Source organism: Streptomyces sp. NBC_01241 (assembly GCF_041435435.1).
Lineage (GTDB): Bacteria > Actinomycetota > Actinomycetes > Streptomycetales > Streptomycetaceae > Streptomyces.
The window spans coordinates 2,657,015-2,671,649 of sequence record NZ_CP108494.1 but is presented as its reverse complement, the minus strand read 5'-3'; the positions used below and the strand labels follow the sequence as shown (position 1 = coordinate 2,671,649).

Sequence of the window (14,635 nt, the reverse complement as noted above, 5' to 3'; positions counted from 1 at the left end):
TGCTCCCCTCCCCTCCCCTCCCCTCCCCTCCCCTCCCCTCCCCGCCCCTTCCCGAACGGGGGCTCCGCCCCGGACCCTGCGCCTCAATCGTCGGCGAGGCTGGTTTTCAGCCCCGCCGGCGCAGCGGGAAGGGGTGGGCAGGGGGACAAGGCCCGCCGCAGGCATCCCGATACCATGCCGTACGACGATCACCACCGACCGAGGAGCCAGCCCCATGGCGGGAGAACCGCAGCCCGACTGCCTGTTCTGCAAGATCGTTTCGGGCGAGATCCCGGCAACCATCGTCCGGGAGACCGAAACCACCGTCGCCTTCCGGGACATCAACCCCCAGGCCCCCACCCACGTACTCGTCATCCCCCGCGTCCACCACCCGGACGCCGCCGCCCTCGCCGCCGCCGAGCCGGCCATCGCCGCCGACATACTGCGCGAGACCGGGAACGTCGCCGCCGACGAGAAGATCGTGGACGCCGGCTACCGGGTCGTCCTCAACACCGGCTCCGGCGCCGGGCAGACCGTCTTTCACGCGCACGCCCACGTCCTGGGCGGCCGCGGACTCCAGTGGCCCCCCGGCTAGGACGGTCGATCGCACACCGTGTCCGTACGCGAACTCGTGGTCCTCGGTACTGCCAGCCAGGTCCCGACCAGGCACCGCAACCACAACGGCTATCTGCTGCGCTGGGACGGCGAGGGCATCCTCTTCGACCCGGGTGAGGGCACCCAGCGCCAGATGCTGCGGGCCGGCGTCGCCGCGCACGACATCGACCGGATCTGCGTCACGCACTTCCACGGCGACCACTCGCTCGGCCTGGCCGGGGTCATCCAGCGGATCAACCTCGACCAGGTCCCGCACCCGGTCACCGCGCACTACCCGGCGAGCGGACAGCGTTTCTTCGAGCGGCTGCGGTACGCGACCGCCTACCGCGAGTCCGTCGAGCTGACCGAGGCCCCGGTCGCCGCCGACGGGGTGCTCGCCACCACGGACGCGTACACGCTCAGCAGCCACCGGCTCTCGCACCCCGTCGAGTCGTACGGCTACCGGCTCGTCGAACCCGACGCGCGCCGCATGCTCCCCGCGAAACTCGCCGAACACGGCATCAGGGGCCCCGACGTCGGCCGGATCCAGCGCGAGGGCGCCCTCGGCGCCGTCACCCTCGACGACGTCTCCGAGCGCAGGCGTGGCCAGCGGTTCGCGTTCATCATGGACACGAGGCTCTGCGACGGCGTGCACGTGCTCGCCGAGGGATGCGACCTGCTGGTCATCGAATCGACCTTCCTCGACGAGGACGAACGGCTCGCCACCGACCACGGCCATCTGACCGCCGGCCAGGCCGCCCGGGTGGCCAGGGACGCGGGCGTACGGCACCTCGTACTGACCCACTTCTCGCAGCGGTACGACGACCCGGCGGTCTTCGAGACCCAGGCCCGCAACGCGGGGTTCGAGGGCGAACTGACCGTTGCCCGGGACCTCGGCCGGGTTCCCGTGCCCACCCGGCACATCTGACACACATCGGTACCACCATTTGTGAGCGTGAAATTCCCGTGCACCTTCCCAAAGCCGAACTCCACCTCCACATCGAGGGAACCCTCGAACCCGAGCTGGCCTTTGCGCTCGCCGCACGCAACGGCGTGCAACTCCCGTACGCGGACACCGAAGAGCTGCGCACCGCCTATCTCTTCGACGATCTGCAGACCTTCCTCGACCTGTACTACGCGCTGATGGCCGTGCTCCGGACCGAGGAGGACTTCGAGGAGCTCGCCGACGCGTACCTCACCCGCGCCGCCGCCCAGGGCGTCCGGCACGCCGAGATCTTCTTCGACCCGCAGGCGCACACCGCACGCGGCGTCCCGATCGGCACCGTCGTCGAGGGGCTCGGCCGGGCGCTGGACCGCAGCGAGGAGAAGCACGGCATCTCCACCCAGCTGATCATGTGCTTCCTGCGCGACCAGTCCGCCGAATCGGCGCTGCGCACCCTGGAGTCCGCGAAGCCGTACCTGCACCGGATCAGCGCGGTCGGCCTCGACTCGGCGGAGGTCGGGCACCCGCCCGTCAAATTCCGCGAGGTGTACGAGGCCGCCGGAGCGCTCGGGCTGCGCAAGGTCGCCCACGCCGGCGAGGAGGGCCCGCCCGAGTACATCCGGGAGGCCCTGGACGTCCTCGGTGTCGAACGCATCGACCACGGGCTGCGCTGCATGGAGGACGCGGACCTGGTGAAGCGGCTGGTCGCCGACCGGGTGCCGCTCACCCTCTGCCCGCTGTCCAACGTACGGCTGCGCGCCATCGACACCCTGGAACAGCACCCGCTGCGGGACATGATGGCCGCCGGACTGCTCTGCACGGTGAACTCCGACGACCCCGCCTACTTCGGCGGCTACGTCGGAGACACCTTCCACGCCGTCCACGAGGCGCTCGGCCTGGACCGGGAGCAGCTGCGCACGCTGGCCCGTAACTCCTTCGAGGCGGCCTTCCTCGACCACGACGAGGAGCGCAGGGCGCGCTACCTGTCCGAGGTCGAGGCGTATGCGTTCGACTGACCGGCCCCGCCCGACGGGCCGGCTGTCCGGAACGCGTTCCTGACCGGGCGCCTGCGGCGCACGGGCAGGCTGATCTCCGTGACGGCCTGCTCGGGCGCGCCCAGCCTGGGCACGGCGCCGGGCACCGCCCCGGTGGTGACGGCGAGCAGCGCGGCCGGGGCGCCACCCCGGCGGCGCACCGATCCCGGCACCAGCGGACGGCCACCGGTGTGCAGGGCGACGGCCGTGACCGGGGCCGCGACCAGGAGCGTGACGGCCCCCAGGACCAGGCCCATGACCGGGTACCCGGCCTGTTCGGACAGCACGCTGCCGAGGACCGGCCCGCAGGCCACCCCGACCGATGACGCGGAGCCCGCGAGGACCGCCCAGCGCCCGCGTACGTCCAGGGACGCGGCCAGGCCGATCAGGTACGACAGGACCACCGGGTAGACGGTGTTCCACAGGATCTCGGCGGTCGCGAACGAGCCGAGGCTCCGCGCGGACGAGCTGAGCACGATGCTCGCCGCGATGATCAGTGTGCCGACACCGATCGGCACCGCCCGGCCGAGCCTGGCCCCGAGCATCCCGGCGCCCATCACCCCGAGCAGCCCCGCACCGAGCGCGGCGGCGAACACCGCGCCGATGGTGACCTCGGAGAGTCCCACCTGCGCCACCCCGATCCGGCTGCTGACGCCCCACAGCGCGTTCTGCGCCATGGACCAGACGAGCATGCCGCCCGCCAGCACCAGGCCGGAGCGGCGGTGCGGCAGCCGACGCGAGACGGGAGCGGCAGGGCTGCCGCTCCCGGCGTGGCCGAGCCGTGCCGTGGCGGGCCAGACGAGCAGCGCGACCAGGGCGATCGAGGCGAACGGCAGCCGGTGTCCGCCGCCGAGGTGCGGGATCGTCAGATAGAGGGCACCCGCTGTCGCGGAGACGCTCAGCAGACCGAGCGACGAGGTCCGGTGCGGATCGCGCTGGGCGGCGATGCCCGCCGCGGCCACCGCCGTAGCCGTACCGGAGCCGAAACCGCCGATCACCGCGCCCATGACGACCAGCGGCACGGAACTCGCCAGCGCGGCGCAGCCGTACCCCGCCATGGCCAGCACGAGCCCGACCCGCGCCGGTTTCCGCGGCCCGTACACCTCGACCCGGCCCGCCAGTGTGAACCCGGCGGTTGCCGAACTCAGCAGCAGGGCACTGCCCGCCAGACCGGCCTGGGCCGTACTGAGACCGAGATGGACGGAGAGCCGCCCGACGATGGTGGGGAGCAGATAGGCGGCGAGGTAACCGGCGGTGAACACGGCGACCAGGGGCCACGCGGCGCGAGGGCGCGAGGACATGGGCGTTCCTGAAGACATGCCGAAGCGGCGAAGGAGACAGGGAGGGCAGGCGAGGGCAATGCGGGAATGCGGGAATGCGAGAACTACGGGGAAGGCGGTGCACGCGTCGGCAGCTGTCGCAGACGGGGCTCGCGGGCCCAATTTGTATCAACTGCACCCAGTCGACCGAAAGGCGCCCCTGTGTGATCCGGATCACATATGCGTTTACCCTTCGGTCATACGGGTAGCAGCGCATGTTTATGCAGGTCAGCATCCCTGCGCGCGGGTCCGGCGCATGCCCCTCGGAAGCGGCGGCGCGGACCCTCCGGATACCGGCGCGCGTCGGGCACACTGGCCGGATCTGCCGCGACCGGGGAGTGCAAGGTGAGAACAGACATTCCAGGCATCGACCCACTGGACGGGCTGCGCGCCCCGCAGGACCCCGACTGCGACGTCTTCCTCACCGGAACGGTCTTCCTCGACATCATTTTCACCGGCCTGGACAGCGCCCCGGTGCGCGGCACCGAGTCCTGGGCCCGCGGCATGGGCTCCAGCCCCGGCGGGGTCGCCAACATGGCCACCGCGCTGGCCCGGCTGGGGCTGCACACCTCGCTCGCCGCGGCGTTCGGCGACGACCACTACGGCGAGTACTGCTGGGACGCCCTGGAGCAGGGCGAGGGCATCGACCTGTCCATGTCGCACACCGTCCCCGGCTGGCACTCGCCGGTGACCGTCTCGATGGCGTACGAGGGCGAGCGGACGATGGTTTCGCACGGCCACGAGGCCCCGGGCCCCGCGGGCACCCCCGGCGCCGCGATCCCCGCCGAGGAACCCCTGTTCCCGCGCTGCCCGCCCCGCGCCCGCGCCGCCATCGCCTCGCTCGTTCCGGGCCGCAGCGAGCCCTGGGTCGCCAAGGCGGCCGGGAACGGCGCCCGGATCTTCGCCGATGTCGGCTGGGACGAGACCGGCCGCTGGGACCTGGACGCCCTCACCGACCTGCGACACTGCCAGGCATTCCTCCCCAACGCCGAGGAAGCGATGCGCTACACCCGCACCGACTGCCCGCGCGCCGCCGCCCACACCCTGGCCGAGCGGGTGCCCCTCGCCGTGGTCACCCTCGGCGCGGACGGCGCGTACGCGGTGGACGCGGCGACCGGGGCGAGCGCCGAAGTGCCCGCGATCGAGGTCGAGGCCCTCGACCCGACCGGGGCGGGCGATGTCTTCGTCGCCGGATTCGTCACCGGCACCCTGGCGGACTGGCCGCTGGCCGACCGGCTGGCCTTCGCCGGACTGACCGCGGCGCTCTCGGTGCAGGAGTTCGGGGGATCGCTGTCGGCACCCGACTGGGACGAGATCGCCGCCTGGTGGCAGCAGGTCCGCACCTTCGCCGACCAGGACCCGGCCGCGCTCCAGCGCTACGCGTTCCTGGAGAAACTGCTGCCCACGGCCGCCCGGCCGTGGCCGCTGCGCCGGGCCGTCCCGACGATCGGCTTCCGCCGCCCGGCATGACCCGGGGCACACGCGTTCGCAGTGCGCATGGAAAAGCCCTCGGTGTTGTCGGCGCGGAGTCGTAGGCTTGGTTATCCAGAGGTTGTCGATCGGCGAGAACCTTGCAACGGGAGGTATGTGCAGGCCACAGAGCCGGCCCATGACTCAGACATCCACAGACCAGACCCCCGCGCGGGGCCAGGCGCGAGCCCAGTTCACCGTACCGGCCAAGCATCCGATGGTGACGGTCCTGGGTTCAGGCGACTCGCTGCTGCGCGTGATCGAAACGGCCTTCCCGGCGGCCGACATCCATGTCCGGGGAAACGAGGTCAGCGCCGCCGGGGACGCGACGGAAGTCGCTCTGATCCAGCGCCTGTTCGCCGAGATGATGCTGGTGCTCCGCACCGGTCAGCCGATGACGGAGGACGCAGTGGAACGCTCGATCGCCATGCTCAAGGCAACCGAGAGCGGCAAGGGGGACGGTCCGGAGACACCGGCCGAGGTACTCACCCAGAACATCCTCTCCAGCCGCGGGCGCACCATCCGTCCCAAGACGCTCAATCAGAAGCGGTACGTCGACGCGATCGACAAGCACACCGTCGTCTTCGGCATCGGCCCTGCGGGCACCGGCAAGACCTACCTCGCCATGGCGAAGGCGGTCCAGGCCCTGCAGTCCAAGCAGGTCAACCGGATCATCCTGACCCGCCCCGCCGTCGAGGCGGGCGAGCGGCTCGGCTTCCTGCCCGGCACGCTCTACGAGAAGATCGACCCGTATCTGCGCCCTCTCTACGACGCACTGCACGACATGCTCGACCCCGACTCGATCCCGCGGCTGATGGCGGCGGGGACGATCGAGGTGGCGCCGCTGGCGTACATGCGGGGAAGGACGCTCAACGACGCGTTCATCATCCTCGACGAGGCGCAGAACACCAGCGCCGAGCAGATGAAGATGTTCCTGACCCGGCTCGGCTTCGATTCGAAGATCGTCGTCACCGGTGACGTCACGCAGGTCGACCTGCCGAACGGGACGAAGAGCGGTCTGCGTCAGGTCCAGGACATCCTCGAAGGCGTCCAGGACGTGCACTTCTCCCGGCTCACCTCCCAGGATGTCGTCCGGCACAAGCTCGTCGGCCGTATCGTCGACGCGTACGAGAAGTACGACAACCGAGACAGCCACAACAGGAAGTAGTCGCGCCGCACCATGTCGATCGACGTCAACAACGAGTCCGGAACCGAGGTCGACGAGCAGGCGGTCCTCGACATCGCCCGCTACGCGCTCGCGCGGATGCGGATCCACCCCCTCTCCGAGCTCTCGGTGATCGTGGTGGACACCGACGCCATGGAGCAGCTCCACATCCAGTGGATGGACCTGCCGGGTCCCACGGACGTCATGTCCTTCCCGATGGACGAACTCCGTCCGCCGTCCAAGGACGACGAGGAGCCCCCGCAGGGGCTCCTCGGTGACATCGTGCTCTGCCCCGAGGTCGCCAAGCAGCAGGGTGAGGACGCGCCGACGCAGCACTCCATGGACGAGGAGCTCCAGCTCCTCACCGTCCACGGAGTGCTGCACCTCCTCGGGTACGACCACGAGGAGCCGGACGAGAAGACCGAGATGTTCGGCCTCCAGGCCGCGATCGTCGACGGCTGGCGTGCCGAGCGCGGCCTGACCGGTCCGTCGCCCGCCCCCACCGTGTCGTGAGCGTTCCTCTGGTCCTGGGTGTCGTGCTGCTGGTCGTCGGTGGCTGGCTGGCGGCCTGCGCGGAGGCGGGCATCGCGCGTACGTCGAGCTTCCGGGCCGCCGAGGCGGTCCGTTCCGGGCGGCGCGGCAGCCAGAAGCTGGAACAGGTCGCGGCGGACCCGACCCGCTATCTCAATGTCGCCCTGCTGGTGCGGGTCGCCTGCGAGATGTCGGCCGGTGTGCTCGTCACGTATGCCTGTCTGAAGGAGTTCCCGGAGACCTGGGAGGCCCTGGCCGTCGCCATGGCCGTGATGGTCCTGGTCTCCTACGTCGCCATCGGTGTGTCGCCGCGCACCATCGGCCGTCAGCACCCGCTGAACACGGCGACGGCGGCGGCGTACGTCCTGCTGCCGCTGGCCAGGGTCATGGGCCCGGTCCCGCAGCTGCTGATCCTCATCGGCAACGCACTGACGCCGGGCAAGGGTTTCCGCAAGGGGCCGTTCGCCAGCGAGGCCGAACTGCGGGCGATGGTCGACCTCGCCGAGGCGGAGTCGCTGATCGAGGACGAGGAGCGCCGCATGGTGCACTCCGTCTTCGAGCTCGGTGACACGCTCGTACGCGAGGTCATGGTGCCGCGGACCGACCTGGTCTGCATCGAGCGGTACAAGACGATCCGGCAGGCGCTGACCCTGGCGCTGCGCTCCGGCTTCTCGCGGATCCCCGTCACCGGGGAGAACGAGGACGACATCGTCGGCATCGTGTATCTCAAGGACCTGGTCCGCAAGACACACATCAACCGGGATTCGGAGGCCGATCTCGTCTCCACGGCGATGCGGTCGGCGGCGTTCGTTCCCGACACGAAGAACGCCGGCGATCTGCTGCGCGAGATGCAGCAGGAGCGCAGTCATGTCGCCGTCGTGATCGACGAGTACGGCGGTACGGCGGGCATCGTCACCATCGAGGACATCCTCGAAGAGATCGTCGGCGAGATCACCGACGAGTACGACCGTGAACTCCCGCCCGTCCAGGAGCTGGAGAACGGCTGCTTCCGGGTGACCGCGCGCCTGGACATCGGCGACCTCGGAGACCTGTTCGACCTCGACGAGTACGACGACGAGGATGTGGAAACGGTCGGCGGACTGCTGGCGAAGGCGCTGGGCCGGGTACCGATCGCCGGGGCGTCGGCGGTCGTCGATCTGCCGGACGGCCGCCGGCTGCGGCTGACGGCGGAGTCCACGGCGGGCCGCCGGAACAAGATCGTCACGGTGCTGGTGGAGCCCGTGGGGCAGGAGGGGGTGGATGCGGAGTGACTCCGCAGCAGCTGAGGGCGTTCTGCCTGGAGTTCAACGCGAGCGTCGAGGAGTTCCCGTTCGGGCCGGAGACGTCCGTCTTCAAGGTGCTCGGCAAGATGTTCGCGCTCAGCACGCTGGACGCGCGTCCGCTGTCGGTGAACCTCAAGTGCGATCCGGACGAGGCGGTGCGGCTGCGGGAGGAGTACGACGCGGTGGTGCCGGGCTGGCACATGAACAAGCGCCACTGGAACACGGTGACGGTGTCCGGGGTACCGGACCGGATGCTCCGTGAGCTGATCGAGGACTCCTACGACCTGGTGGTCGCGGGCCTGCCCAAGGCGGAGCGGCTGAGGCTCGACCGGGCATAGGCCCCTCGGGGGTGGGGCGGGGCGGGGAACGAGCCCCCCGGTTCGTATGCTCGGCACATGACTGAGAGCACCGACCTCGGCCCCGAGGACCGCAAGATCGTCACGCTGGCGCGCAGCGCCCGCGCCCGTAACGGTGTGCCGGAGGGCGCGGCCGTACGGGACGAGACCGGACGTACGTACGTCGCGGGCACCGTGCGGCTGGAGTCGCTGAAGCTCAGCGCGCTCCAGACCGCCGTCGCGATGGCCGTGGCCAGCGGCGCCACCTCGCTGGAGGCGGCCGCAGTCGTCTCCGAGGCGCAGACCCCGTCGGACGAGGACCGCGCCGCGGTACGGGACCTGGGCGGCCCGGACACACCGGTACTGCTCGCCGGACCCGACGGCACGCTGCGGGTCAGCGTGACGGCGGGCTGACGCCGACCGAATCCACACACCGTGTACGAACGCCCCGCACCCCACCGGCGCGGGGCGTTCGCACACCAGGTGAGGGGAACGAGGATCTTGACAGCATCTGATGGCCCATCAGTCAGTGCGTTTCGCTGCCATTGACTTCTTTTCGGCCGGAGTCGTCAATGGGCCCCCAGTCGGCGCAGAAGAGCCGCTGCGCCGTATCCGGCAGGAGGGGGCTCCATGCGTCCGACCGTACGAAGAATCAGCGTGCGAAGATCCGGTGCCCGAACACGTCCCGCGCGCGGCCGCCGCTGGGCCGCCGCGCTGGGTGTGGGTGCGCTCGTCGTCGCGGGGGGAGGGGGGCTCGCGAGCCCCGCGCAGGCCACCATGACGGCCTCCGCGCCGGTGGACTTCCCCACGCACTGCATCCCGCCGGCCATCGCGGGCATCCCGCCGATCGACGGGACGACGAAGGCCGAGATCACCGTCGACAACGCCGCCCCGATGGTGGGCGACATGGTCACGGTCACGTACACCGTCGTCGAACCGGCCGCGAGCAACCCGGTCGATCTGGCGCTGCCCGCCGACATCATGACGCCGACCGGCAAGGTCACCGTCGGCGGCGCGCAGTCCGCGAGCATCACCGTCGCTGGCCCGAAGAAGAACGATCCGGTCCCCGGCAAGGGCAACTTCCCGTCGTTCTCGATGACCGGCACCTTCACGGTCACCGCGCCCGGCCAGATCACGCTGTCGCCGGGCGACTACAACATCCACACCAGCTACATCATGGAGCTGGACACCCCGTGCACGGTGACGGACCCGCCCGCTCCCGTCTCCGAGACGATCATCGCGACGGACGGCGGCGGCCAGGTCAACGAGCGTGCCATCCAGCTCGGGGCCGCATCCGGCAAGGCCGGTGACGCGGTCACCGTGACCGGGTCGAAGTTCACCCCGGGCGCGGACGTCACGCTCGCGGGCCGGGCCGGCGACCAGCAGACCGCCGACACGGCCACCGTCAAGGCGGACGGCTCCGGCGGCTTCAGCGGCCGGCTGACCGTCAGCGATCCGGCCACCACCGGCATCGTCGCCTACGAGGGCGCCGGCTGGGACGCGGCCAAGGGGGCGGGCCCGCAGGCCTACACCGTCACGAGTGGCGGCGGGGAGCCCCCGGACGGCAGCCAGCGGCTCAACACGTCCGTCAAGGCGGGCACGCTCTCCATGGTCCAGGCCGGGGACACCGTCGAGATGTCGGCGGTCGACTTCGGGAAGGGCGGCGCCTCCCGCGGCTCCCTCCAGACGGTGACGGTCGAGGACTACCGCGGCGGACCCGCCGGCTGGTCCCTGACCGGAAAGGTCACCGACTTCAAGGGCCCCGGCGGCGCGACGATCGGTGCGTCCGCTCTCGCCTGGACCCCGGTCTGCGCGACGAAGTCCGGCAGCGCCAGCACCTGCGCGGCCGGTTCCGAGGGCCCGGTCGGCAGCGCGGGCGCCACGCTGGCATCCGCACCGAACGGGACCCTCACCGGCGGTGAGTTCACCGTCGACGCCCGGCTCGCGCTGACCGTACCGGCGTACACCGCCCCCGGCGCGTACTCCGGCGTGCTCACTCTCACGCTCACGTGACCGAGCTGCCCCGACCGACCGGTGGACCGGGCGCGCACCCGCCCGGACCGCCCGTCCCGACTCTCGACCGACCAACCCGGAGGCCCCGCACCGTGCGCAAGCTGTACGTACTCCTCCTGGCCGGCGTCCTCCTCCTGACCGGCGCGCCCACGGCCCACGCCGCGGACAACGGCAGCTGGTCGGTCTACCCGGCCACCACACAGGCCGGTCAGCGCCCGTACTTCTACCTCTCCGCCGACCCCGGCGCTACACTCGACGACAAGGTCACCGTCACCAACAAGACGGACCGGCCGCAGACCTTCCGGCTGTACGCGGCCGACGCGTACAACACCGCACGCGACGGCGGTTTCGCCGTCCGCGCCCAGAACGAGAAGCAGCGCTCGGTCGGCGCCTGGGCGAGGACCGACCGCGACCGCGTCACCGTGCGGGCGCACGGCTCCGTCACCGTCCCGCTCACCATCACCGTCCCCGAGGACGCCGAGCCCGGTGACCACCCCGGCGCGCTCGTCGCCCTCGACGAACGCATCGACCCGGCCGATGCGGGAGCCGTCGCCGTCGGCATCCGCAAGGCGGTCGGCGCACGGATCTATCTGCGGGTGAACGGGCCGACCATGCCTGCGCTCTCCGTGGACGACGTCCGGGTCGAGCACAGCCAGCCGCTGGTCCCGGGCACTGGGAAGAGCCGGGCCGTCATCTCGTACACGCTCCACAACCGGGGCAATGTCACCCTCAACCCCAAGGTCGCTCTCAGGGCCGAGGGACTCTTCGGCCGCACCCTGCTCGCCCGCGACCTGAAGAAGATCCCCTCCGAGCTGCTGCCCCGCCAGCGGGTCCGGCTGACCGAACAGTGGGCCGGCGCGCCGCAGCTGGAATGGGGCGAGATCAAGGTGACCGCGAGCGCCCGGGACACCCGCGAGTCCGCCGCCGCCCCGTACTTCGCACTGCCCTGGCTGGTGGCCGGGGTCCTGCTGGTGATCGTCGGCGGGGGTGCGGGGATGTGGATACGGGCCCGTCGGAGCCGTACCCGTAGGGCCTGAGACGGCGCGGCAGGGGCCCCGCCGAGGCGGTTGGTACGGCGGGGCCGCCAGGATCGGGGACAATGGGCGCCATGAGCGTTCGACCTGACACAGAAGCCGCTGCACAGCAGGCTGTGAACAACGCCCCCCACCGGGCCGGCTTCGCCTGCTTCGTGGGCCGCCCCAACGCGGGCAAGTCCACCCTCACGAACGCTCTGGTCGGCCAGAAGGTGGCGATCACCTCCAACCGGCCCCAGACCACGCGGCACACCGTGCGCGGCATCGTGCACCGCGAGGACGCCCAGCTGATCCTGGTCGACACCCCGGGCCTCCACAAGCCGCGCACGCTGCTGGGCGAGCGTCTCAACGACGTCGTGCGGACCACCTGGGCCGAGGTCGACGTCATCGGCTTCTGCCTGCCCGCCGACCAGAAGCTCGGCCCCGGCGACAAGTACATCGTCAAGGAACTCGCGGGCATCAAGAAGACCCCGAAGATCGCCGTCATCACCAAGACCGACCTGGTCGACTCCAAGCAGCTCGCCGAACAGCTGCTCGCCGTCTCCCGCCTCGGCGAGGAGCTCGGCTTCGAGTGGGCCGAGATCATTCCGGTCTCCGCGGTGAAGGCGGAGCAGGAGGCGGGACGCAGTCCCTCGAACAAGGGTGGTGGTGGGAGAGGGGCCGGCCAGGTGAGCCTGCTGGCCGATCTGATCGCGCCGCTGCTCCCGGAGAGCCCGCCGCTCTACCCGGAGGGCGACCTCACGGACGAGCCCGAGATGGTCATGGTCGCGGAGCTGATCCGGGAGGCCGCGCTCGAAGGCGTACGGGACGAGCTGCCGCACTCCATCGCGGTCGTCGTCGAGGAGATGCTGCCGCGCGAGAACCGTCCGGCGGACAAGCCGCTGCTCGACATCCACGCCAACGTCTACATCGAGCGCCCCAGCCAGAAGGGCATCATCATCGGCCCGAAGGGCAAGCGCCTGAAGGACGTCGGCACCAAGTCGCGCAAGCACATCGAGGCCCTGCTCGGCACGCCGGTCTTCCTGGACCTGCACGTGAAGGTGGCCAAGGACTGGCAGCGCGACCCGAAGCAGCTGCGGAAACTCGGGTTCTGACCCCGGCTGTGGTCCGGCGGCCGGAGGCCGGTGCAGCCGCCCGAAGCCGCTGAGGCCCCCTGGGGCCGAAGGGTGCGAGGGCGGCCGTGCGGGTGGGCCCCGAAGCAGCCGCGGAAACTCGGGTTCTGACCCAGGCCCCGGTCCGGCGGCCGGTGCAGCCGCCCGAAGCAGCTGCGGAAGCCGGGGTTCTGACCGCTGCCCCGGTCCGGGGTTTTTGGCCCGGAGCCGGGGTTCCGACCCGTGCAGTCAGGCGGCGTACGCCCCGCTCACGCGCCCTCCTTCAGGACGCGTGAGATCAGCGCGCGCTGGGCGTCGGTCAGCTTCGGGTCCGCGCAGTGGATCGTGCGGTCGCCGATCGTGATCCGGTACTGGAAGCCGTCCGGGACGCCCGGGGGCGGGGTGTCGTGGCCCGCGGCCAGCGCCGATTCGGCCAGGGCTTCCCACTCCCCGGCGTCGGCCCGTCCGGTGGTGTCGACCTCGCGGTGGCGTGCGATGCCGGCGAAGCCGCCGGTCCTGCTGACCTGGATCCGCATGTGGTGTCCTCCATCGCCGGACGGGCCCGGGAATGCCCGCTGTGTGCGCTACGCGGTCGGTACGCCCACCTCCGACCATGCCTTCAGGACCGCCTCCGCCTCGTCGCCTTCCCCGAAGCGGCTGCGGGCCGCGGCCACCGTCAACCGGGCGAAGGAGGCGAAGTCCGCGTCCACGGCCAGTTGACCACCTGTGAGCACATCGAACCAGAGCTGCCCGGCCCGCTCCCACGCATTGCCGCCGAGTGCCGTCGCCAGCAGATAGAACGCGCGGTTCGGGATGCCCGAATTGAGATGCACCCCGCCGTTGTCCTCGCTGGTGTGGACGTAGTCCTCCATCTTCGCGGGCTGCGGGTCCTTGCCGAGCACGTCGTCGTCGTACGCGGTTCCCGGCGCCTTCATGGAGCGCAGGGCATCGCCCTGGACGCCGGGTGCCAGCAGTCCGGCGCCGATCAGCCAGTCGGCCCGGTCGGCGCTCTGGCCCAGTGAGTACTGCTTGACCAGGGAGCCGAAGACGTCGGACACCGATTCGTTGAGCGCGCCGGACTGGCCGTAGTAGCTCAGATTGGCCGTGTACTGGGTGAGGCCGTGCGTCAGCTCGTGGGCGATCACGTCGATGGCGACGGTGAAGTCCAGGAAGATCTCGCCGTCCCCGTCGCCGAAGACCATCTGCTCGCCGTCGAAGAAGGCGTTGTTGTATTTGTCGTCATAGTGCACCGATCCGATCAGCGGCAGCCCGTTGCCGTCGATCGAACGGCGGCCGTACGCCGTGAGCAGCAGTTCGAAGGTGGCTCCGAGCCCCGCGTACGCGCGGTTGACGCTCGCGTCCTTTGTCGGCTCCTGGCCCTCCGCGCGGACCTTGGTGCCGGGCAGCCGGGTGCGGTGGCGGCAGTCGTACAGGGTCCGGTCGGGCTTGTCGGAGGCTTCCCCCTCGGTCGTGCGGGCGGTGGGCACGGTGACGACCGTGGCCATCTGGCGGCGGGTGCGGCGGGCGGCGTCGCTCTCCAGGGTTCGGCGGGCGGGGCCCGCCAGATCGGGGTTGTCGGACTGCGACAGCTTGTCGAGGACATGGGGCGGCACGATGGTGCAGAAGACGGGGCGGAACCCGTGCTGAGACTGAGGCTGCATACCTGCGACTGTGGCATCGGGTAATCACGATGTCACTGATTGCGACCGGAATTGATGAAATGGAGTGATTGATCACTCTTGGGTGTTTCCGGTGCCTGGTCCCGCATACTGATACGGGACGGACGCATCGGACGCCTCTCGGCTACGCTCCTCGCATCATGCGTTTCGGGCTGCTTCTTCTTA

General features: G+C 70.7%; 15 protein-coding genes. 12 read left to right on the top strand and 3 right to left on the bottom strand.

All coding sequences use genetic code 11. The annotated features are described in order from the left end of the window. Nucleotides 1-214: 214 nt before the first annotated feature. From OG306_RS11680 to OG306_RS11670, 3 genes are read left to right on the top strand one after another with little or no spacing between them, the layout of a single operon-like run. Nucleotides 215-574: a histidine triad nucleotide-binding protein gene (locus OG306_RS11680; RefSeq protein ID WP_266746127.1), complete on the top strand. Its 360-nt coding sequence runs from the start codon at nucleotides 215-217 to the stop codon at nucleotides 572-574. A gap of 18 nt (nucleotides 575-592) precedes the next feature. Continuing rightward, nucleotides 593-1,501, top strand: coding sequence for a ribonuclease Z (locus OG306_RS11675; RefSeq protein ID WP_266746126.1), 909 nt, complete (start codon nucleotides 593-595; stop codon nucleotides 1,499-1,501). Between the two features lie 38 nt (nucleotides 1,502-1,539). Next, nucleotides 1,540-2,532 carry an adenosine deaminase gene (locus OG306_RS11670; RefSeq protein ID WP_266746125.1) on the top strand — a complete coding sequence of 331 codons (993 nt, stop codon included), beginning with the start codon at nucleotides 1,540-1,542 and terminating at the stop codon, nucleotides 2,530-2,532. On the opposite strand, the gene OG306_RS11665 is transcribed toward OG306_RS11670, so the two are convergent. Continuing rightward, nucleotides 2,496-3,851: an MFS transporter gene (locus tag OG306_RS11665; protein ID WP_371665266.1), complete on the bottom strand. Its 1,356-nt coding sequence runs from the start codon at nucleotides 3,849-3,851 to the stop codon at nucleotides 2,496-2,498. The two genes, OG306_RS11670 and OG306_RS11665, sit on opposite strands and share 37 nt — an antisense overlap. A gap of 363 nt (nucleotides 3,852-4,214) precedes the next feature. Between OG306_RS11665 and OG306_RS11660 the strand changes: the two genes are divergently transcribed. The 9 genes from OG306_RS11660 to OG306_RS11620 all read left to right on the top strand — a co-directional run bounded on the left by OG306_RS11660 (nucleotide 4,215) and on the right by OG306_RS11620 (nucleotide 12,794). Next, complete coding sequence (locus OG306_RS11660; RefSeq protein WP_371665265.1) at nucleotides 4,215-5,339, top strand: carbohydrate kinase family protein; 1,125 nt, start codon at nucleotides 4,215-4,217, stop codon at nucleotides 5,337-5,339. A gap of 139 nt (nucleotides 5,340-5,478) precedes the next feature. After that, nucleotides 5,479-6,507 carry a PhoH family protein gene (locus OG306_RS11655; protein ID WP_371665264.1) on the top strand — a complete coding sequence of 343 codons (1,029 nt, stop codon included), beginning with the start codon at nucleotides 5,479-5,481 and terminating at the stop codon, nucleotides 6,505-6,507. 12 nt (nucleotides 6,508-6,519) lie between these two features. Next, complete coding sequence (gene ybeY, locus OG306_RS11650) at nucleotides 6,520-7,017, top strand: rRNA maturation RNase YbeY (protein ID WP_266746121.1); 498 nt, start codon at nucleotides 6,520-6,522, stop codon at nucleotides 7,015-7,017. Further along, nucleotides 7,014-8,306 (top strand): hemolysin family protein, encoded by a 1,293-nt coding sequence (locus OG306_RS11645; RefSeq protein ID WP_266746120.1) that lies wholly within the window; start codon nucleotides 7,014-7,016, stop codon nucleotides 8,304-8,306. Before ybeY ends, OG306_RS11645 begins: the two co-directional genes overlap by 4 nt. Further along, on the top strand, nucleotides 8,303-8,656 hold the full coding sequence (locus OG306_RS11640) for an MmcQ/YjbR family DNA-binding protein (protein WP_266906769.1): 354 nt from the start codon (nucleotides 8,303-8,305) through the stop codon (nucleotides 8,654-8,656). The genes OG306_RS11645 and OG306_RS11640 overlap by 4 nt, the downstream gene beginning before the upstream one ends. A 57-nt stretch (nucleotides 8,657-8,713) precedes the next feature. Next, nucleotides 8,714-9,067, top strand: coding sequence for a cytidine deaminase (locus OG306_RS11635; RefSeq protein WP_266746118.1), 354 nt, complete (start codon nucleotides 8,714-8,716; stop codon nucleotides 9,065-9,067). Nucleotides 9,068-9,283: 216 nt separating this feature from the next. Then, nucleotides 9,284-10,666: a beta-xylosidase gene (locus OG306_RS11630; protein WP_371665263.1), complete on the top strand. Its 1,383-nt coding sequence runs from the start codon at nucleotides 9,284-9,286 to the stop codon at nucleotides 10,664-10,666. A gap of 92 nt (nucleotides 10,667-10,758) precedes the next feature. Further along, nucleotides 10,759-11,703, top strand: coding sequence for a WxL protein peptidoglycan domain-containing protein (locus OG306_RS11625; protein ID WP_371665262.1), 945 nt, complete (start codon nucleotides 10,759-10,761; stop codon nucleotides 11,701-11,703). A gap of 62 nt (nucleotides 11,704-11,765) precedes the next feature. Beyond that, complete coding sequence (locus OG306_RS11620; RefSeq protein ID WP_371665261.1) at nucleotides 11,766-12,794, top strand: GTPase Era; 1,029 nt, start codon at nucleotides 11,766-11,768, stop codon at nucleotides 12,792-12,794. Nucleotides 12,795-13,060: 266 nt separating this feature from the next. Here the strand turns inward: OG306_RS11620 and OG306_RS11615 are convergent, their stop codons facing one another. Together OG306_RS11615 and OG306_RS11610 are read right to left on the bottom strand one after the other, a co-directional pair. Then, nucleotides 13,061-13,327: a protealysin inhibitor emfourin gene (locus OG306_RS11615; RefSeq protein WP_266746115.1), complete on the bottom strand. Its 267-nt coding sequence runs from the start codon at nucleotides 13,325-13,327 to the stop codon at nucleotides 13,061-13,063. Between the two features lie 48 nt (nucleotides 13,328-13,375). Beyond that, the gene (locus tag OG306_RS11610) at nucleotides 13,376-14,452 is read right to left on the bottom strand and encodes a M4 family metallopeptidase (protein WP_327259317.1); all 1,077 of its coding nucleotides are present in this window, start codon (nucleotides 14,450-14,452) and stop codon (nucleotides 13,376-13,378) included. Between the last annotated feature and the right edge of the window lie 183 nt (nucleotides 14,453-14,635).

Coding starts and splice junctions, on each gene's coding strand:
- OG306_RS11680 (WP_266746127.1), top strand. CDS start 215: ATGGCGGGAGAACCGCAGCCCGACTGCCTGTTCTGCAAGATCGTTTCG.
- OG306_RS11665 (WP_371665266.1), bottom strand. CDS start 3,851: ATGTCCTCGCGCCCTCGCGCCGCGTGGCCCCTGGTCGCCGTGTTCACC.
- OG306_RS11655 (WP_371665264.1), top strand. CDS start 5,479: ATGACTCAGACATCCACAGACCAGACCCCCGCGCGGGGCCAGGCGCGA.
- ybeY (WP_266746121.1), top strand. CDS start 6,520: ATGTCGATCGACGTCAACAACGAGTCCGGAACCGAGGTCGACGAGCAG.
- OG306_RS11635 (WP_266746118.1), top strand. CDS start 8,714: ATGACTGAGAGCACCGACCTCGGCCCCGAGGACCGCAAGATCGTCACG.
- OG306_RS11630 (WP_371665263.1), top strand. CDS start 9,284: ATGCGTCCGACCGTACGAAGAATCAGCGTGCGAAGATCCGGTGCCCGA.
- OG306_RS11620 (WP_371665261.1), top strand. CDS start 11,766: ATGGGCGCCATGAGCGTTCGACCTGACACAGAAGCCGCTGCACAGCAG.
- OG306_RS11615 (WP_266746115.1), bottom strand. CDS start 13,327: ATGCGGATCCAGGTCAGCAGGACCGGCGGCTTCGCCGGCATCGCACGC.
- OG306_RS11610 (WP_327259317.1), bottom strand. CDS start 14,452: ATGCAGCCTCAGTCTCAGCACGGGTTCCGCCCCGTCTTCTGCACCATC.